This is a genomic window from Alcaligenes sp. SMD-FA, from assembly GCF_025960365.1.
Classification (GTDB): domain Bacteria; phylum Pseudomonadota; class Gammaproteobacteria; order Burkholderiales; family Burkholderiaceae_B; genus Alcaligenes; species Alcaligenes aquatilis.
The window spans coordinates 197,065-215,230 of the sequence record NZ_CP110108.1; the positions used below are offsets into that span (position 1 = coordinate 197,065).

At 56.4% G+C, this 18,166-nt stretch carries 15 protein-coding genes; 8 read left to right on the forward strand and 7 right to left on the reverse strand.

Annotated elements, in window-relative coordinates:
• Positions 1 to 85 precede the first annotated feature (85 nt).
• On the forward strand, positions 86 to 610 hold the full coding sequence (locus tag OKX01_RS00855) for a TRAP transporter small permease (protein ID WP_094195286.1): 525 nt from the start codon (positions 86 to 88) through the stop codon (positions 608 to 610).
• A 14-nt stretch (positions 611 to 624) separates the two neighbouring features.
• Positions 625 to 1,935 (forward strand): TRAP transporter large permease, encoded by a 1,311-nt coding sequence (locus OKX01_RS00860; RefSeq protein WP_230019483.1) that lies wholly within the window; start codon positions 625 to 627, stop codon positions 1,933 to 1,935.
• 1,258 nt (positions 1,936 to 3,193) lie between these two features.
• Here OKX01_RS00860 and OKX01_RS00865 read toward each other — a convergent pair.
• From OKX01_RS00865 to OKX01_RS00875, 3 genes are read right to left on the reverse strand one after another with little or no spacing between them, the layout of a single operon-like run.
• Positions 3,194 to 3,499 (reverse strand): Zn-ribbon domain-containing OB-fold protein, encoded by a 306-nt coding sequence (locus tag OKX01_RS00865; protein WP_264672294.1) that lies wholly within the window; start codon positions 3,497 to 3,499, stop codon positions 3,194 to 3,196.
• Positions 3,496 to 4,656, reverse strand: coding sequence for a thiolase family protein (locus OKX01_RS00870; protein ID WP_264672295.1), 1,161 nt, complete (start codon positions 4,654 to 4,656; stop codon positions 3,496 to 3,498). The genes OKX01_RS00865 and OKX01_RS00870 overlap by 4 nt, the downstream gene beginning before the upstream one ends.
• 21 nt (positions 4,657 to 4,677) lie before the next feature.
• Positions 4,678 to 6,294, reverse strand: a complete 1,617-nt coding sequence (locus tag OKX01_RS00875) for an ATP-dependent acyl-CoA ligase (RefSeq protein ID WP_249460832.1) — start codon at positions 6,292 to 6,294, stop codon at positions 4,678 to 4,680.
• Positions 6,295 to 6,650: 356 nt separating this feature from the next.
• Here OKX01_RS00875 and OKX01_RS00880 point away from each other — a divergent pair, with 356 nt between their 5' ends.
• Complete coding sequence (locus OKX01_RS00880; protein WP_094195291.1) at positions 6,651 to 7,607, forward strand: Bug family tripartite tricarboxylate transporter substrate binding protein; 957 nt, start codon at positions 6,651 to 6,653, stop codon at positions 7,605 to 7,607.
• Between the two features lie 87 nt (positions 7,608 to 7,694).
• Here OKX01_RS00880 and OKX01_RS00885 read toward each other — a convergent pair whose 3' ends face one another.
• Positions 7,695 to 8,042: an ankyrin repeat domain-containing protein gene (locus tag OKX01_RS00885; RefSeq protein ID WP_094195292.1), complete on the reverse strand. Its 348-nt coding sequence runs from the start codon at positions 8,040 to 8,042 to the stop codon at positions 7,695 to 7,697.
• A gap of 113 nt (positions 8,043 to 8,155) precedes the next feature.
• On the reverse strand, positions 8,156 to 8,827 hold the full coding sequence (locus OKX01_RS00890) for a GntR family transcriptional regulator (protein ID WP_264672296.1): 672 nt from the start codon (positions 8,825 to 8,827) through the stop codon (positions 8,156 to 8,158).
• A 261-nt stretch (positions 8,828 to 9,088) separates the two neighbouring features.
• Between OKX01_RS00890 and OKX01_RS00895 the strand changes: the two genes are divergently transcribed.
• Positions 9,089 to 9,973 carry a LysR family transcriptional regulator gene (locus OKX01_RS00895; RefSeq protein WP_230019481.1) on the forward strand — a complete coding sequence of 295 codons (885 nt, stop codon included), beginning with the start codon at positions 9,089 to 9,091 and terminating at the stop codon, positions 9,971 to 9,973.
• A gap of 106 nt (positions 9,974 to 10,079) precedes the next feature.
• Complete coding sequence (locus OKX01_RS00900) at positions 10,080 to 11,327, forward strand: D-amino acid dehydrogenase (protein WP_108728668.1); 1,248 nt, start codon at positions 10,080 to 10,082, stop codon at positions 11,325 to 11,327.
• Between the two features lie 2 nt (positions 11,328 to 11,329).
• On the opposite strand, the gene OKX01_RS00905 is transcribed toward OKX01_RS00900, so the two are convergent.
• Positions 11,330 to 12,340, reverse strand: a complete 1,011-nt coding sequence (locus tag OKX01_RS00905) for an acyltransferase (RefSeq protein WP_094195295.1) — start codon at positions 12,338 to 12,340, stop codon at positions 11,330 to 11,332.
• 278 nt (positions 12,341 to 12,618) lie between these two features.
• Here OKX01_RS00905 and OKX01_RS00910 point away from each other — a divergent pair, with 278 nt between their 5' ends.
• A complete protein-coding gene (locus OKX01_RS00910) occupies positions 12,619 to 13,965 on the forward strand; it encodes a DNA recombination protein RmuC (protein ID WP_264672297.1) in 1,347 nt (448 codons plus the stop codon).
• 83 nt (positions 13,966 to 14,048) lie between these two features.
• On the opposite strand, the gene OKX01_RS00915 is transcribed toward OKX01_RS00910, so the two are convergent.
• Positions 14,049 to 16,607, reverse strand: coding sequence for an EAL domain-containing protein (locus tag OKX01_RS00915; protein WP_264672298.1), 2,559 nt, complete (start codon positions 16,605 to 16,607; stop codon positions 14,049 to 14,051).
• 183 nt (positions 16,608 to 16,790) lie between these two features.
• Here OKX01_RS00915 and OKX01_RS00920 point away from each other — a divergent pair, with 183 nt between their 5' ends.
• Together OKX01_RS00920 and OKX01_RS00925 are read left to right on the forward strand one after the other, a co-directional pair.
• Complete coding sequence (locus tag OKX01_RS00920; protein ID WP_094195298.1) at positions 16,791 to 17,069, forward strand: acylphosphatase; 279 nt, start codon at positions 16,791 to 16,793, stop codon at positions 17,067 to 17,069.
• A gap of 159 nt (positions 17,070 to 17,228) precedes the next feature.
• Complete coding sequence (locus OKX01_RS00925; protein WP_094195299.1) at positions 17,229 to 18,125, forward strand: MurR/RpiR family transcriptional regulator; 897 nt, start codon at positions 17,229 to 17,231, stop codon at positions 18,123 to 18,125.
• Positions 18,126 to 18,166 lie beyond the last annotated feature (41 nt).

The following is an 18,166-nucleotide window of genomic DNA, read 5'->3' on the forward strand; positions in this document are numbered from 1 at the left end:
GGGGACAGTGTCCACTTTTTGATGGTGCCATATGGGTGGCTAGATGTCCGCCCTTTCAGTGACCTTGATCTGCGGAGAAGACGCGATGTCTGCTGCCACTGCCTCGGAAGGCTTGCCTTCCAACCCGACCTGGGGGCGTCCGTACGCCCTGTTAATGAATACTTGTGGCGCCGTCGCGGCCCTGACCTTTGGGCTGATGAGCCTGCTGGTGTGCGCGGATGTGGTGCTGCGCAACCTGGGCTACGACGCGCTGTCCACCAGCGTGGAAATAACCGAATACATGTTGATCATTGCCACCTTCGTGGCAGCACCGTGGGTGCTGTACCTGGGCGGCCATATTCGTATCGATGTGCTGTTTAACAACTTGCCCCTGCCCATGCAGCGTGGCCTGGACCTGCTCTCTAACCTGTTGGGGCTGACCGTCTGTGGCATTTTGGCCTGGCAATGCGCGGTCGTTGCCCTGGACTCGTACGAGCAAGGGGCCCTGGTCTTTAAAGCCCTGGTCTTTCCAGAATGGTGGCTGAATCTGCCTTTGTTGTTTGGTGCATCCATGTTGGCGCTGGAGTTTCTGCGCCGCCTGATTTCCCGTCCCGTTGAGCAAGGAGCCTGAACATGGAATGGCACATGGCATTGATCCTGTTGCTAGGATCGCTCTTTGTCTTGATGGCGATCGGCACACCCGTCGTTTTTGCCTTTCTGTCCGTCAACCTGTTGGGGGCTTGGCTGTTTCTGGGTGAAGCGGCAGGTTTGGCACAATGGGCGCGCAACACCACCGCCTCCATTGGCAGCTTTTCCTTAACCCCCATTCCTTTATTCGTCTTGATGGGCGAGGTGTTGTTTCACACCGGGCTGGCCTTCAAGGCCATTGACTCCATCGAGCGCATGATCTCGCGCGTGCCGGGCAAACTGTCTATCGTCAGTATCCTGGGGGGGACAACCTTTGCGACGTTGTCGGGCTCGTCCATTGCCAACACGGCCATGATGGGCGGCGTGATGCTGCCAGAAATGCTGCGTCGCGGTTATCACCCCACCATGGCCATGGGCCCCATCATGGCGGTAGGCGGTATTGCCATGCTGATCCCTCCTTCGGCTCTGGCCGTCATGCTGGGGAGTCTGGCTGGTATCTCCATCGAACGACTGTTGATCGGCGGTATCTTGCCGGGCATCTTGATGGCAGCCGGCTTCCTGGCCTACGTCGTGGTACGTAGCCGCCTGCGCCCACAGGATGCCCCCATGAGCGACGAAGATCCGGCCATTCGCCTGAAAGGTTGGGTCTTGTGGAAGCCCTTTGTGTTTAACGTCTTGCCATTGTTGGGTATTTTTGTTGCGGTCGTCGGCTCGATGCTGGTTGGTTGGGCATCGCCCACCGAGTCGGCTGCGATTGGTGTCGTGGCCTCGGTGCTGGCAACCATTGCCTACCGCGCTCTGACCCTGAAAGCCCTGTGGAAAAGCCTGATCGAAACCGCCAAAGTCTCGGTTGTGATTCTGTTCATTCTGGCTGCATCAACCACGTTTGCTCAATTGCTCAGCTTCTCTGGAGCCAGCGCAGGCTTTTTGGGCATGATCAAAGACTACAACCTGTCGCCCTTCGTGCTGGTGGTGTGCATGTTGCTGGTGCTGATAGTCATGGGCATGGTGTTGGATCAAATCTCCATGATGATGATTGCCTTGCCGTTTTTCATGCCTCTGGCTCTGGCTGCTGGCGTGGATACCGTCTGGCTGGGCGTGATGATTCTGATCGCACTGGAAATCGGCTTGCTGACGCCACCCTTTGGCCTGTTGCTGATAGTGATGCAAAGCGTGGCCCCTCCATCCATCCGCTTGCCCCAGATCTACAGTGCCGCCGTGCCCTTCCTGGTCATAGAAATCGGCATCCTGGCCCTGGTCCTGTTTGTCCCCTGGATTGCCGTGGGTCTGCCAGGCCTGATCGGCTAAGACCGAACAGTCCGCTGAAAAGAGGGGCAACAGCGATGTTGCCCCACACAGAAAGCCGGAGTCTCGAACAGGCTTTCCGGGCAAAAACGAAAAACCTGAGTTCGGCAAACGCCGAACTCAGGTTTTTTTGTCGCCGGGCCGCCCCAAGACAAAAAGCACCCCCTTGGGGGGCAGCAAGCGAAAGGCGCGGCGAGGGGGCTTGTTTTGTCGCCGGGCCGCCCCAAGACAAAAGGCACCCCCCTCGGGGGGCAGCAAGCCAAAGGCGCGGCGAGGGGGCTTGTTTTGTCGCCGGGCCGCCCCAAGACGAAAAGCACCCCCTCGGGGGGCAGCAAGCCAAAGGCGCGGCGAGGGGGCTTGTTTTGTCGCCGCCGGGCCGCCCCAAGACGAAAAGCACCCCCTTGGGGGGCAGCAAGCCAAAGACGCAGCGTGGGTTTTTTTGTGCGCGATAGCATAGATCCGTTCTGGCCGTATCTCTGCCTGCTTAAAAGCGACTGATGTGGGAGCCGGATTTCATTGCCAAGCCGCCTTTCAGCTTCTTGCAGACTTTTGGGGGGGGGCGTGGGCTGGCTTCATGGGTTTGGGCCGTGCTAAACCAAGATAGTGCTGAGAGCCAAGGCAAGCCGTGCGCCCGTTTTGAACCCGTTTGTCGTACGACCCAGTTGAACAAGGCAGACGCATAAGATCGCCGAGAGTTGTCATCCTGATTTTTCAAAAAAGTCAGTTAGACCGCCAGTGCTGGATAGCAAATATCTCGTTCGAGACGCAAACTGTGACCCTGGAAAACTCAACCAACAATCGTCCGATAAAAGATGCTGTGAGCTGATCGAGGGGCGGTGCCGGTGTGGGGGCGGATCAGGTGACTTGCCGCAGGCAGATCATTGCGTAGGGATGCAAGCACCTTGCTGTTCGAGTCCGACGCTTGTGATTGGTCCGGCGGACCAATCACCGAACGAGTTCAAGGTGCGCCCGTAGCGATTATCTGACCAGGGCATCGGCGCGCAGCGCCGGCAAGTTGCCAGCCCCGACACCGGCACCGCCCCTCGATCAGCGTTTTATAGTCACCCTCTTTATCTCCGGGCAGTTGATGATCCTGACCTTTGGACGAGAGTGTCGGAAATTTTGTGTTCGGGCCTATGATTGCCGGTCAGTTGTTGACCCTGAGTTCTGAGCCATCATTTTTGTGTGCAAAAGCAGAGTGCAAGAGCCTAATTCCCAGCTAGCCAAGCATTAAAAACCAAACTCGCAAGAAAAAAGACTTTTATTTGCGCCCAGGCTCAGCATAAATCCCGCCATCCCGCAAAACCAAAGCGACCTTATCTCCCCGCTGCACGGTTTCATCCAGCACACGAGCAATCAACATCGGCCCCGCATCGCTGGCAACCGTTGCCAGCATATACCTCTCAGCCCCTTCATCAGAAGAGGCACTACGAGTCAGTTCCGTCACCACCCCAGACGAGCACTCCTCAGCCTCAAACTCATCCCCATGACACGTCGGACACAAGAACCGCTCTGGGAATACCCGATGATCACACTGCACACAACGAAACACAGAAGGACCCATCACAAGGCCTCCAAAACAAGAGCTGTCGAACACATGCCATAGCGATACTCCACCATGCCGTAGCCCGTGACCAAACCATAACGGGCCTGCGCCACCTGACGCTCCCCAGCCTGAGCGCTTAACTGACGCATTACCTCCACCAAACCATGCAAGCTGCATGCCGCCCCGGCCTGCCCGGCCGACAACTGCCCGCCAGACGTATTCAAAGGCAGGCGCCCCGTTGCAATCGACTCGTGAATAAACTGCTTTGCGTCATCCGCCTGAAAAAACCCCAAATCCTGCAACTGCGCCAGGACCATGACCGGGTAATCGTCATAAATACTGACGACATCCATCTGCGCCGGACTCAATCCCGATTCCGCCCATAAAGCCGGAGCCAAAGTCGCCAAACCCGTGCTCAAACCATCGCCCTGCTGATCATCAATATTGTGAGCACTGCGTAACGCTTTCACCGTAATTGCTGGCTGATTGTGCGCCGCCGGATGATCCGCGCGCATCACAATCAAGGCATTGGCCCCATCTACCACCGGCACACAATCGAGCCGCGTCAAAGGATCGGCCACTTGAGGCGCATTCAAGTATTCATCCAGACTCATGGGGCTGCGATACACCGCGGCAGGATTCATGCTGGCCCACAAGCGCTGGCGCATCACCAAGGCGGCATAATCCGCCCGTTCCAAACCCAGCTTGCGCATTTGATTGGCGGTTAGCATGGCAAAGCGATGATTCGGACTGCCTGCGCCTAACGGCCGTAAATGATCGTAAGTTGTCTGGTTATAGTTCTCGACCAGTTGCTGGAAGTCCTTGGCCTGAAAATGATCGCCGGCCACAATCGCAATACAGCGGGCATCCCCTGCCTGAACCGCGCGAATCGCGTGCTGCAAAATATTCAGCCCGCTGGCCCCGCCATTGCTGTCATCCATTATCCAGCCCACCGTCAAACCCAGCTTCCAGGCCAGATCAATAGCCCGATCCGGGGCATGGGTGAATGAGGCTACTCCCAGACCATCAATATCGCTGGCCTTCAAACCTGCTGCGGCAAGAGACTGCTTGAAAGCCTGGGCCAGCAGCTCGGAGGTGCCAAGCTGACCACGCCGGGTATAGGTGACCTCGGTCGAGCCCAGCAGGCGCACCGTCTCCAGATTAAAACTAGGCGTCATATCGAATTCCAGTGGCAGCGATCAGCGGCGAACCTGATAGCCCGCTTTTTCTCTATCCCAGGTGTCGGGGCCAATGCCTCGATCACGCAGGGCAAACTTTTGAATCTTGCCATTTTCCGTGGTGGGCAAGACTTGGGCAAACTCAATAAAGCGCGGCACGGCAAAGTACGGCAGACGGCGCTCGCAATGTTGTAGCAGCTCCTCGCAACTGACCGTGCAATCCGGGCGCAGCACAATCATGGCCATGACCTCGTCCTCGGCCAGCTCGGACTTGGCGGCATAGACCGCGACCGTGTGAACGGCAGGATGGCTGGCCAATGCCTGCTCGACTTCGTAGGAGGAAATGTTTTCCCCGCGGCGGCGAATCATGTCTTTCAGCCGGTCTACAAAGCGGTAGTAGCCATCGGCATCGCGTACCACGCGGTCGCCCGTGTGGAACCACAGATTTTTCCAGGTCTCCACGGTCTTGTCGGGTTGACCGTAGTAACCCAAGGCAAAAGCGTAAGGCTCATCGGCGCGCAACAACAGCTCGCCCACCTCACCATCTGGCAGTGGGTTGTCGTTCTCGTCCACCACCAGGGCTTCAAAGCCCTCAGACACTCGGCCCATATAGCCATTACGCTGTTCCTGAATGCCACGGCCCATCACATAGTTGGTTTCGGTAGAGCCAAAACCATCCAGTAGATGCATGTGGCAGCGCTCCAGAAACTGGCTATGAAACTGTTCGGGAACGCCTGGGCCCAGGGCAATGCGTGTCTTGTGCCGCTTTTCTGCCGCTGTTGCTGGTTTGGACAGCAAGATAGGCACCATGGCGCCCAGCAGATAGGTAATCGTCGCGCCGGTTTCGCACAGATTGTCGAAGAAACGGCTGGCGGAGAAACGTTTATCCACCACCATGCAGGCGTCGCTGACCAGAGCCTGGAAAAAGGTGTTCAGGGCATTGGTGTGGAACATGGGCAGGCAGGTGTACAGCACATCATCGGGTTTCATGCCCAACTTGCTGGCGGTGTAAATACCCCACCAGTAGAACTGGGCGTGTGGGCACTGAACGCCTTTGGAAGGGCCTGAAGTTCCGGAGGTATACAGAATGGCCAGCGTATCGCCAGGGCCTATATCGGCAGGCTCGCAGTAATCGCCCAAAGCAGGTAGATCGCAGGTGGGTACAGCCAGGGTTTGTGCCACTTCCTGGCCTTGAATCAGCCAGGCTTGCTGGACGGCGGTGGCGGCAAGGTCCACATCGGCCAGCAGTGGTGTCAGATCGGTTTCCACCACCAGCAAGCTGGCCTGGCTATTGCACAGGATGTGCTGCAACTGCGCGCCGCGCGAGGCGGTATTGATAGGGACCACAATCGCGCCCAGCCAGCCGCAACCCAGCACCATGTCCAGGAACTCGTGACGGTTGGTGCACAGCAGGGCAACACGGTCGCCACGCTTGATACCGGCACGGCTCAGGCGGCTTGCACTGGCGGCGGCCGCCTGCAAGGTTTGCTGGCCGGTGTAGTGGATATGTCGGTCTGAGAACAGCGGCGTATCACCCATGCGCTCTGCGCGCAGGCGCAACAAGGCGGGCACCGTGCGCTGCGTGGCAGGTATTGAAAACAGTGGCAATTCAGAAGCAGGAATGGAATGGGCGTGCATGATCAATCTGTCTCCCGGCCAACGCGCGATCAAGGCGGCAAGCCGATATGCATGGGTGAAATTACTAATATCCGGCAAACAGTATACTGCAATATATTATTTTGAAATTCCTGTCCTTCACCGGAAAAACCCGAAGTCGATGAGGCCGCCAAGTCGTGGTGTTTCGCATAAACCAAGGGCTGGACAAGGACAGAAAAGGGGGCATTTTGCAGGCCAGGGCAGTACGGCAGGCAAGGCGGTTGATCAGATTTCAGAACGACAGTCGATCAGCAAAAAGCAGGTCCGGCCCACGTGTTTGGGCGGATGTGCTTCACAATGACTTTGAATAAGCCCACAGGGGCAACGGGGATAGAACAATGAAGGTATGGCTTAAGTTGGCAACGTGTTGCGCGCTCATGTTGGGTGCACAGGCTCATGCTCAGAATAAGAATGTCACGCTGGTTATTCCTTATCCGCCTGGTGGTGCGGCTGATCAGTTGGCGCGTGTGATCTCTCAGGAAATGGGAACACGCTTCGATCAGAAAGTGATTGTGGAGAACCGTCCGGGTGCCGGTGCGCAGGTCGCCATGAATGTGGTGAAAAATGCCAACCCCAATGCCTTGGGAACGGTGCTGTTTCTGGCCGATAGCGGTGCCTATTCGCTTAACCGCCATATGTATCAGCGCCTGAACTACGATGTCGCCACGGACCTGATTCCCATGACGCTGGCCGCCAAGGCTCCTGTGTTCCTGCTGGTCAACAAAGACAGCCCTTTCAAGACCGTTCAGGATCTGGTTGCCGCCGGCCAGAAGCAAGAGCTGACATACGGCTCGCCCGGTATGGGTACCGGCACTCACCTGTTGGGCGAGATGCTGCGCAAAGAAACTGGCGCCCGTCTGGTGCACGTGCCTTACAAGGGCGCAGGTCCGGCCTTGATCGATGCGGTCAGTGGCCAGATCGACTTTATTTTTGATGTATTGACCGGTAGCCGTGGCTTTTTGGAGGATGGTCGTTTGCGCGCGATTGCCGCTGCCACGACAGAACGTAGCCCGTTGCGTCCTGATACGCCCACCCTTGCTGAAAGCGGTATTCCCAATGTGGCTTTTACGATCTGGTGGGGTATCTCGGCCAAGGCAGGCACCCCTGCCGATGAGGTGACACGCTTAACCGAGCAGTTGACGGCTGTGCTCAATGCGCCGGAAGTCGTGCAGAAGTTTGTGGACTTTGGTATTGAGATTCAGCCCTCGACACCACAAGCGTTTGCTGAGTTGATCGAGAGCGATGCGACGGCGATGGGCCCGATGATCCAGTCTTTGCAGATTACGTTGGATTAATTCTGTTTTAGGTGACGGGCCTGCCGTCAGAGGTGTTGCAGACAAGCCGGCCATGCCGGCTTGTTTCATTGATGCCCGGCCCCAGAATCAGGGACGCAACTCTTTGGCGCCGCGTTCGATCAACATGGCCGAGATTTCCTTGTTGCCATTTGCATTGGCACGCACCAGTGGCGAATAGCCTTCAAAATCGCGGGCGTTAACATCGGCACCATTGTCCAGGAGGAAGCGGGCGATTTCTTTGTTGCCGTTCATGCTGACCAGATGCAATGGGGTATAGCCGTCCAGCTTGGCATTGACCAGGGCTTTGTCTTGTTGCATCGCCGTAATGACTTGCTCGGCTTGGCCAGCCCAGATCTGTTCATACAGATCGGCGTTGGCGGCGTAGACGGGGGCGGCAAGGCTCAGGGTAAGCAGGGCAGCGGAAATAAACTTCATTTAATACTCCAAAAGCAGATTTAAACTAACCGTTATGAATAATAGTTATTTTTGAAAGCGGGTTCTGTAATGGCTTGTTACTTCAGGAGGCCGGGCCAGGGGCTGGCCATGCGCTAGTGGGACAGCAGTTCGGCTTGTTTGATGCAATAGGCGGAGCTGCAGATCACCAGATTTTCATGAATTTTTTGCGCGGCCTGTTCAGGCTGGCCCTGCTCAAAAGCCTGGTAGATGCCTTGAGCGCGTTGCAAGGTTTCTCGACGGAAAAGCGGGTCTTGCAGGCAGGCGATACGGGCTTGATCGGCCCGGTCATGCAAACGCTCCATGGTATCGATGAGCTGCTTGTTGGGCACCATATTGATCCAGGCACTACGAAACGACCAGTTGGCCTGAATGTTGTCCAGAGGATCCCCTTGCTGATGCGTGGCTTCAATGCGCGCCACCGCCTGCCCCATGGCACGCAAGCCCACTGCACTTTGATGCTGACAGGCAAGGTGTGCGGCGGAAGGCTCCAATAGCAAACGTACCGAGAAGATGTCTTCAATATCTTGTGGGGTGTAGATCTTCAGGACAAAGCCGCGCGAGGTGCTCTCGAGCACGCCCTCGTTTTTAAGCTGCAACAGGGCTTCGCGCACGGGCATGCGCGACACGTTCAGGCTGGCTGCAATTTCATTATCAACCAACCTGACATCAAAGCTGATCTTGCCCAGTGCAATGTCCTGGCGAAGCATGCCATAGACTTGTTCACGGATATTGGGTTCGCGTTTTTTGTAGGGGGTAGCAGCCATAAACTCGTCCGGCGTCTGGCGCACGGCAAAACTCTGAAAGGGGTATAGGATACCAAGTAAGCATGAAGGGCTGAGGCGTTTTGTACCAGGATGGGATGGGTTGAAACCGTCTGGCCTGGATGGCTGAAAAGGATTGCTCTGGCGGCGTGGCCGTCGTGTGATGTCTCCTGTATGGGCAAGACTCTGGGCAAACCGCTTCACAGGCTGACTTGCCGCATAATAGGTGTTTTTCAACTCAGCACGCACCAGAGGGGGCAATTGATGCGGTGGCGGCATGTAGAAATTTTTGATGCGATCTGCCGCGGTGGCTCTTTGACGCAGGCCGCACAGTTGCTGCATATCTCTCAGCCTGCGGCCAGCAAAATGTTGGCGACGGCAGAAATGCAGCTGGGTTTTAAGTTGTTCGATCGCGTACGTGGCCGCCTGATCCCCACGCGTGAGGCCAGCATTCTGGCACCCTACGTTGCGCGTCTACATCAGAATCTGGATGACGTCAGCCGACTGGCGCGCAATCTGCGCTCTCATCATGAAGGCCTGTGGCGTATCGGCAGCAGCCCGGCTTTCGGATTGGAGCTATTGCCGGTGGCCTTGAGCCGTTGTCGCCAGTCCCACCCAGCCATGAGTTTCGAGTTGCGTACCCATCACAGTGGGGAGTTATTACAAGCCCTGGAAACGCGCGACCTGGATATGGTGATCAGTTTTGATCAGGGCGAGTCCTCGGGCGTGCAACAACAGGTTCTGGCCGATACCGAACTGGTGCACGTGACCTTGCCGGGTGTTGCTCCTTTGCGTCATTGGGAGGAGATGGCCGAGCGCGCTTTTATCGCTTTAGACGCTAATGATCCTGTGGGCGCGATGGTTGAGGACCTGCTGCAACGCTATGCCCCCGATGTGACCCCCTTTATGCGTGTACAGACCCATTACGTGGCGTGCAACCTGGTTGTGCAGCAGGTGGGTGAGGCCCTGGTGGACTTGGTCACTGCCCGCGCCATGCAAGGTCGGGGCCTGGCCATACACCGCTTGCCCGAGCCGTTGCCTATCCCAGTCAGTATTTTGACGGCCCATGATGATGCGGGTTCTGGCTCGCGTGAGCGGGTGCTGGACCACATCCGGCAGGCTCTGCTGGAATGCCGTTTCCCGGACTGAGCAGAATCTTGACTCCATAACCCTGGGTTATGGAGAGCGCCAACTATTCATTGGCGCTCTGTAGCACCCCCCAAGACAATAGAGGCCAGTTATTGGGGGTATGTTCATGCATGTATGTATTATCGGCGCCGGTGTCATTGGGATGAGTACCGCGTTCATGTTGCGCCAGAAAGGGGTGAAGGTCACGGTACTGGAGGCGGGTACGCAAGTGGCCGGACAGACCAGCTTTGCCAATGGTGGACAACTGAGCTACAGCTACGTGGCCCCCCTGGCTGATCCTGGCGTATTCAAGGATTTGCCTCGCTGGTTATTGAAGAACGACTCGCCGTTGCGTTTTAAGCCTGCGCTGAGTCCGCAACAATGGCGCTGGCTGCTGCATTTTCTGAAAGCCTGCCGGGGTGATGTGGTGCGCCGTACCACCGCGCAGATGCTGACCTTGTCCTACCTGAGCCGCGACATTTTGCACGACTGGCAAGAGCGCTTCAATCTGGAATTTGCCCATCAAAACAATGGCAAGTTGATTGTGTTTCGCAGCCCCGGCCCGTTTCAGCATGCCCGTGAGCAGGCGCAATTGCAGGCGGATATGGGCTCCTCGCAGCAAGTGCTGGAAGCGGCTCAAGTGTTGGAGCTGGAGCCTTCTTTGCAGACGTTGGGCTCGCGCTTGCAGGGTGCGATTTACACCCCTAGCGAAGAGGCAGGGGATGCTTATCTGTTCTCTGTGGCCTTGCATGAGCGCATGCAAAATGACCGCGATTACCAGCTCAAACTCAATACGCCGGTGCAGCGCTTTGTGAGGGAAGGGCGCGATATCCGCGCTGTGCAAACCGCAGAAGGTGAGATCCAGGCCGATCAGTTTGTTGTTGCCAGCGGTATGGGCACGGTGCCTTTGTTGCGCCAATTGGGTGGCCGCCCTCTGATCTACCCGCTAAAGGGCTATAGCTTGAGCCTGCCGTTGGAAGGCTTGAATCAAGCCGTGCCCGCCATCAGCGTGACGGATTACGAACAGCGCATCGTGTATGCCCGCTTGGGCGAGGTGCTGCGTATGGCTGCCATGGTGGATATCGGCTTTGATGGGTTGGATATTCCGGCCGATCGTATGGCGACCTTGAAGCAGCAGGTGAAGGATCTGTTCCCTGCTTTGCCGTTGGAGCAGGCACAGACTTGGGCAGGCTTGCGCCCTGCAACACCTTCGGGCAAGCCTATTGTAGGGGCCAGCACGCTGGCCGGTCGTTTGTGGGTGAACGCAGGCCACGGCGCATTGGGCTTTACCTTGGCGTGTGGCAGTGCAGCGATTCTGGCCGCGCACCTGACCGGAGAGGCTTCACCTATTGATGATGCGCCGTTTCGTCCTTAATCCTAGACCGTCGCCCGCAACACCGGCATGGCTTTCAAGCCCGCCGTCAGCAACAGGGATAGACCATAGATGGCGGCCGCCAGCACCGGAATCGACCACAATGCATTGAAATCCAGTGCCGTGAACAGATAGCGGTACATCAGGTCTATCAGCCAGGGGTGGATCAAATACACCCCCAAGGTCAGCTCTGCCAGATGGGCACTGATCCGCGAGTTGATCAAGGGCTGGTTCCAGTCACGCAGCAATAGAATCAGCGCGATGGACATGGGGATGACGGTAATACTCAGGTAGTCATAAAAGTACGCAGCGGTTTGCCGGTCGTGGGTGATGGCCAGCGCATAAAAGCCCCAGGCTGTGGCCGCGATACTACTGAGCAGCACCGTCATAGTCAGCCAGCGGGGCACACGCACCGGCACTTTGCGTAGCAGATAGCCCAGCAGAAAATAGGGCAGATAGGACAGGAACCAGGTGAAGAAGGGGGCAGAGTGGGTGTTTAGCTCTGGCTTACTGAGCGTGCTAAGGGCAGATAGCACGAAGGCCGCCCCGGTCAGCGCGGCCAGTTGCTTCAAGTTGGTGTTCTGAACCATACGACGCAAAAAGGGCGTGAACAGGTACAGGAACACAATCATGTACAGAAACCAGAGGTGGAAATAAGGCCGACCCTGCAGCAGCCGCTCCAGATAGGGATAAGGGTCAGCGTCTGGCGTCCACCAATGCTGCTTGAAGGCCGTCCAGCCTAGATAAAACGCGGTCCAGAACAGCAGTGGCAGCAAGACTCGCGACGCCCGCTTGCGGTAGAAGCGCTTCATGCCCTCCTGGGGACGGGGTTCCAGCAAGAGCGCACCGCTGACCATGACAAACACTGGTACACACCAGCGGGTGGCGGCATCGTAGAGATTGCCACTCCACCAGTTGGCTGTGCCCAACTCGGCATTCAGGACGGCGTAGGCGGCGATATGCAGGCAAACGACAGAGAAAATCGCCACGATCCGTGCATTGCTGATCCAGTTCATGACAGGACATCAAAATCAGAGACCTAACTATCGTAACGAGCAGACGTTTCTGATATGTCCCCCAAATACGGGATTTAGCGTCCAGTTTTGTCTGGATGTGACGGTGCAAGGGAATGTTGGCTACTGATGCGGGCAGGATGGATTCATCCTATCGCCTTTCGGGAACGACTGAAAAAGGGTGTATAAATTACCAGCGTTATACGGTTAAATAGCAGGCTTAGCCAGACAGACCAGTCAGGGCACTCCTGAACTGGCAGTGCTGGTCAGGAGTAGGGTGAATGGAGCTGGATTTTAGCGGGTTGGATGTGCTGATTGCCCTGGTCGCTTTGGCGCTGGGCTTGCTGATCGGGTTGTGGCTGCGAGCGCGCATGAGTGCGCCTGTTGAGCAAGTTCTGGAGGATCGCTGTGCACGTCTGGAACAAGATCTGGCCCTGACGCAGGACAGGGCGGCGGAGCTGGATAAGGAACTGATACGCCGCGATGCCCAGTTGCAGGCTCAGCAGATGCGCAATCAGGCCATCCAAGAGGACTTGGAACATAGCCGCGAGCAGATGCGCTTGCAGTTTGAGTCTCTGGCCCAGCAGATTCTGGAGTCCAAAGGGCAGACGCTGCGTCAGGATAGTCAACGCACCCTGGATGAAATGCTGCGACCCTTTCGAGAACAATTGGCAGGCTTTCAACTGCGCGTGAATCAAGTGCATGATGAATCCGTCAAAGGCCAGACCGCCTTGAGTCTGGAGCTGCAACGTATGCAGGAAATGGGTCTGCGCATGAGTGCTGAAGCACATTCCTTGGCTGTGGCCTTGAAAGGCGATAAAAAGACCACTGGTAATTGGGGTGAAACCCAGTTGGAAAAAACGCTGGAAGTGGCTGGTTTGGTGCGCGGTGTCCACTTTGATACACAATGGCAAGCTCGCGACGAGCAAGGTCGCCTGCGATACCCTGACTTCGTGGTGCATCTACCGCAGGACAAGCATCTGGTGCTCGATTGCAAAGTGTCCTTGGTGGACTATGATCGCGCCATCCGCGCTCAGACTGACGAGGAACGTCAACAAAGCCTGCAAGCCCATGTGCAGGCGCTACGCAAGCATATTGATGATCTGGCCTCCAAGGATTACAGCGCCTTGTCTGGCCTGAATAGCCCCGGTTTCGTGTTTATGTACGTGCCTATCGAGGCGGCATATATGCAGGCTTTGCAGCAACAGCATGGCTTGTTCGACTACGGCCTGGGCAAAAATGTCCTGATGGTCTCGCATACCACCTTGCTGCCTATTTTGCGTACCGTAGCCAATATCTGGATGATGGTGCGCAGCAACGAGCAGGCTCACGAACTAAGCCAACGTGCGGGCGATATCTATAACCAGGTATCTATCTTGGCTGAGCGCCTGAAAAAGCTGGGCGAAACCTTGGGGCAAGCGGGCAAGCACTACAACAGCACGGTGACAGCATTGGCAGGTCAGCAGGGCTTGTACGGGAAAGTCAGCCGCTTTGCCGAGCTATCGGCCCGGGCCAAGCGTACCCAGCCGGGGATCGAACCCTTGCATACGGATATAGAACACGAGCGCCTGGATTGGGTCTTGCCCGAGGATACCGAGCCGGCGCAGGGCAAAGAGTCGGATGCCTAATTGTTAAAAGCTTAGGTGCCTGTTCCCGCAACCGATATGGTGTCGTGATTTTGTATAGGCTGGCTGAGGGCGGCCCATGGCGTTTACGGTTGAGCGCCATCTTCCTGCTCAATTGCCTCCAGCCAGTGCTCTACCAACTGCGGCGCGCTGAATAGATAGCCTTGCAGGGCATGGCAGCCGCGGCGCAGCAGAAACTCCTTTTGCTGCTCATTTTCCACACCTTCAACGACTACGTGCAGCCCTAGTTGCCGTGCCATGGCCAGTACCGTACGCACAATGGCGTTGGCTTCCTGCTCCATGGGTACTCCCAGGATCAGGCTGCGGTCCATTTTCAGCTCGTATAGTGGCAGGCGGCGGATGGCGGCCAGGTTGGAATAGCCTGTGCCAAAGTCGTCCATGGAAAAGCGGATCCCCAGGTCTTTGAGCTCGCGCATCATGCTGTTGGCCGAGGAGAAGTCTTCCATCAGTACGCCTTCGGTAATTTCAAAGATCAGACGATGGGCGGGGGCGCCGCTGGTCTCCAGGATCTGGCGTGTGCGGCGAGCAAAGTCAGGGCGGCGGAATTGAATCGGGCTGACATTAATGGAAATGGGAAAGCTGCACTCCTGGGTCTGTAGCAGCAAATCACAGACTGATGCCATGATCCAGTCGCCCAGGGGCGTGATCAAGTCGGTGCTTTCCGCCAGGGGAATGAACAGATTGGGGGTCAGCATACCGCGTGTTGGGTGTAACCAGCGCAGCAGCACCTCGGCCCCGCAGATGTGGTTTTGCTTGTCGTACTGGGACTGGACAAACAGGCGCAACTGATCCGAGCCAATCGCAAAACGCAGATCGTGCTGCAGACTCAGATGCTCTTCCAGGGCCTCTTGCATACCAGGTTCGTACAAGGTGATCTGGTTGCGACCATTTTCCTTGGACCGATACATGGCTGTGTCAGCTTGTCGCATCAGGTCCTCTGCAGTCAGGGTGCTGTCGGTAATCAAGGCCAGACCAATACTGCTGCTGCTCAAGTAAGAGTGGCCTTCAATGCTGTAGGGCTCTTCCAGACGGGTGCGTACTTGTTCGGCAAACTCCAGGGCTTCTTTGTGGCAGTCTCGTACCGTACCGAGTTGCAGTATCTTCAGGATGACAAATTCGTCCCCACCCAAGCGGGCCACGATGTCTTGGGGGTCAATCATCAAGGATAGGCGGCGCGCCACTTTGCGCAGCAGCGCATCGCCAATGGCGTGTCCCCGCGCATCGTTAATGTGCTTGAATCGGTCCAGATCCAGGAAATACAGCGCACCAGGTCGTTTGTAAGGCTCTATGGTTTGCAGGTGGCGTTCCAGGCGTTGCATCAGCAGGCGGCGGTTGGGAAGTTCGGTGAGCGGGTCGTAGAAAGCCAGCCGGTAGTTCTCTGACTGCGTGGCTTTGAGCGCCGAGATATTGGTGGAAATACAGTACAGGCTGGTTTGTTGAGTCTCGGGGTCTTGGACCGGCATTTTGATGGAGAAAAAGGTGGCGCGTACATCGCCTTTCCGGTCCCGTACCACTTCTTCTACAGCCAGGCGTTCACCGCTGTACAGCACCTGCTCGTCGTTATGACGGAATTCGTTAATGGTTTGTTTGTTGGCGTACAAGTCCTGGTCGGTTTTACCCACAATACTGACCGTGGTGTAGTTCAGGTCTTCGCATAGTTTGCGGTTGGCGTATTGATAACGAAACTGGTCATCCTTGATGTAGACGTAGGCGTCAATGGCATCGAGCACGGTATGCAGATGATGCTCGGTGCGGACCAGTTTTTTGCGCTGACGACGCAGGCCAATGCGCATTAGGCTCACGGTGAGCAGGGCAAGGGTCAGCAAGATACCCAGTGTGAGCAAGGCGGGGATGATCCAGGGCTTGGTTGGTTTTTCAATCAGGCGCAGGCCCCACTGGTTCAGTGTCTCTGTGTAGAACGGATCGTTATTGTCTTGCCACTGCTTGATATGAGTATCAATAGCGGCCAGCAGGTCCAGGTGGCGGTCCTTGGCGGTCACAAAGTAAGTGCTGGTGGGCTCTAGCCGGATAGGCGCGGTTTTCAGGCCATGTTCGCCTGCATGACGTACGCCAAATAAATGGCCGACGACGGCGGCGTCGGCCTGTTTGGTCTGGACCAGTTTGAGCGCGTTGTATTGGGAGTCGGTAATGACCAGCTTGGAGCCAAGCTCCAGTTTCTGCAAAATATTGTAGAGCTGGGTTAGCTGCAGGGTTCCGCTCATGACGGCAATGCGTTTGCCATTCAAGTCGTTCAGCGCACTAATATGCGTGCCTTTTCCCGTGAATATCTGTGACCAGTCCTCCAGTACGGCTCGGCTGTGATAGCTGTACAGGGTGGCGCGTTCGGGGGAGTAGGCCAGGCCCGGCACGATATCGATCAGGTCATTTTGTAGGGCGTTCAGGCATTGTTGCCAGTCGCATTGCACGGCTTCCAGTGTCCAGCCTTCACGCTTGGCAATTTCCAGCAGCAGTTCGCCCATGATGCCGCCGGGACGGGCCTGACTGTCGAGCAGGAGTTTAGGTGGGTTTTCGTAAACGCCTATACGTACGATATGTTGCTGGGAGTGGGGGGCTGCCTGGGTCGGTGGTGCCACAAATCCTAGTGCAACCAGCATGCCTAGCATGTACATTGCCCTGCACATCGATAAAGTAAAAAGGCGGGGCAAATTCATAAGGTAATGGCTGCACAAAGCAGATAATCGGGGACGGGGGCGATCATGCAACAATGATGTGACTAATTTAACTGAATATCGAGATGTGGGGCGGATGCGTGCCGTATTTCGGCGATAAATAGCAGGAGCAGGCGAATGGCGGATTGTGAAACGGTAGAGGTGCGTGTTAAGGGGCGTGTGCAAGGGGTCGGGTTTCGAGCCAGCGCCTTGCGTCATGCTCATTTGTATGGCGTCAAGGGCTGGGTCAGCAATGCTGGGGATGGTTCCGTAGAACTGCTGCTGCAGGGCAGTGCTGATGTCATCGACAGTATGGTCAGCTGGTTGTATATCGGGCCCGAGCATGCCGTGGTCGAGCAGGTGGATATACAGCGCTCTTATACTGACAAACGATATGATTTTTTTGAGATTCGCTAGCAAGAGCTGACGCCAGCGTTGAGCAGCGTTGAGTTTGCCCACGCAAAAAAGAAATAATTATAGGTATTTGCGGGCAAACCCTAGGAAAACATTTGTTTTTTTTAGTGTTCTCCAGATTAACATGCGTTTTATTGCACTGATATGTGAGTAGGACGACAAATGGAGCCCTTGTTGCGTTTGCAGCGTATCTTGCCTGGCCTGACGCCCGAGCTGCGTCGCGCTGCGCAATGGGTGGAGCGCCATCCGGTTGAAGTCAGCCTGTGGTCCATGCGCAAACAGGCCCAGGAGTTGTCGGTTGCACCGGCAACCATGCTTCGTCTGGCTAAAGCGGCGGGTTATGAAAGCTACGACGGTTTTCGTGAGCCGTTTCAGCAGGCCCTGCACCGCAATGGCGGCACGATGGCGGCGCGAGCGCAAAATTTGCAAGGTAACCGGGCCTCAGAACAACAAATACGGGACCTGGGGGAGCAACAAGAGCAGGCCCTGGAGTCGGTCTTGAGACTGAATTCAGCCAGCGCTCTGGATGCTTGTGCCCAGGCGCTTCTGGGCGCCTCCAAAGTGGGGTTTATCGGTCTGGGGGTCAGTTTTGCCTGCGCGTTCCAGATGCATTATGCCTATCAATTGATACGTGGTAATGGTGTCTTGCTGAACCGGGCCGTAGACTTGTTCCTGGAGCTGGACGCCGGTTTGGACAGCGGGGGTGTGCTGGTTGTGATCAGCCAGGCGCCATATGTCAAAACAGTGGTCAATAGTGTGCATCAGGCGGTGCAGCAGGGCATCACGGTGGTCGCGGTAACTGACAGTGTGCTGTCCCCGGTGGCCCAGGGGGCCAAACATGTCTTGTTGTTTGATGCACAGGCCAGCGAGCAGCCAGCGGCCAGTTTTTTTCATTCTCTAGTGGGCACGGTCACCGTTGCAGAACATTTGTTGGCACGGATCGCCACCTTGGGCGGTAAGACAGTGGTGCAGCGTCTCGCGCAGCTGGAGTCTTCATTTCGAAGTCAGGGAGTTTATTGGCAACAGGACCAAGCGGTTGACCCCGCTTCGTCTATGTAAACAAACCGGTCGTACCGGTCACACAAACCGGGGATACCCCC

Coding starts and splice junctions, on each gene's coding strand:
- OKX01_RS00855 (WP_094195286.1), top strand. CDS start 86: ATGTCTGCTGCCACTGCCTCGGAAGGCTTGCCTTCCAACCCGACCTGG.
- OKX01_RS00860 (WP_230019483.1), top strand. CDS start 625: ATGGCATTGATCCTGTTGCTAGGATCGCTCTTTGTCTTGATGGCGATC.
- OKX01_RS00870 (WP_264672295.1), bottom strand. CDS start 4,656: ATGACGCCTAGTTTTAATCTGGAGACGGTGCGCCTGCTGGGCTCGACC.
- OKX01_RS00875 (WP_249460832.1), bottom strand. CDS start 6,294: ATGCACGCCCATTCCATTCCTGCTTCTGAATTGCCACTGTTTTCAATA.
- OKX01_RS00880 (WP_094195291.1), top strand. CDS start 6,651: ATGAAGGTATGGCTTAAGTTGGCAACGTGTTGCGCGCTCATGTTGGGT.
- OKX01_RS00885 (WP_094195292.1), bottom strand. CDS start 8,042: ATGAAGTTTATTTCCGCTGCCCTGCTTACCCTGAGCCTTGCCGCCCCC.
- OKX01_RS00890 (WP_264672296.1), bottom strand. CDS start 8,827: ATGGCTGCTACCCCCTACAAAAAACGCGAACCCAATATCCGTGAACAA.
- OKX01_RS00895 (WP_230019481.1), top strand. CDS start 9,089: ATGCGGTGGCGGCATGTAGAAATTTTTGATGCGATCTGCCGCGGTGGC.
- OKX01_RS00900 (WP_108728668.1), top strand. CDS start 10,080: ATGCATGTATGTATTATCGGCGCCGGTGTCATTGGGATGAGTACCGCG.
- OKX01_RS00905 (WP_094195295.1), bottom strand. CDS start 12,340: ATGAACTGGATCAGCAATGCACGGATCGTGGCGATTTTCTCTGTCGTT.
- OKX01_RS00910 (WP_264672297.1), top strand. CDS start 12,619: ATGGAGCTGGATTTTAGCGGGTTGGATGTGCTGATTGCCCTGGTCGCT.
- OKX01_RS00915 (WP_264672298.1), bottom strand. CDS start 16,607: ATGCTAGGCATGCTGGTTGCACTAGGATTTGTGGCACCACCGACCCAG.
- OKX01_RS00920 (WP_094195298.1), top strand. CDS start 16,791: ATGGCGGATTGTGAAACGGTAGAGGTGCGTGTTAAGGGGCGTGTGCAA.
- OKX01_RS00925 (WP_094195299.1), top strand. CDS start 17,229: ATGGAGCCCTTGTTGCGTTTGCAGCGTATCTTGCCTGGCCTGACGCCC.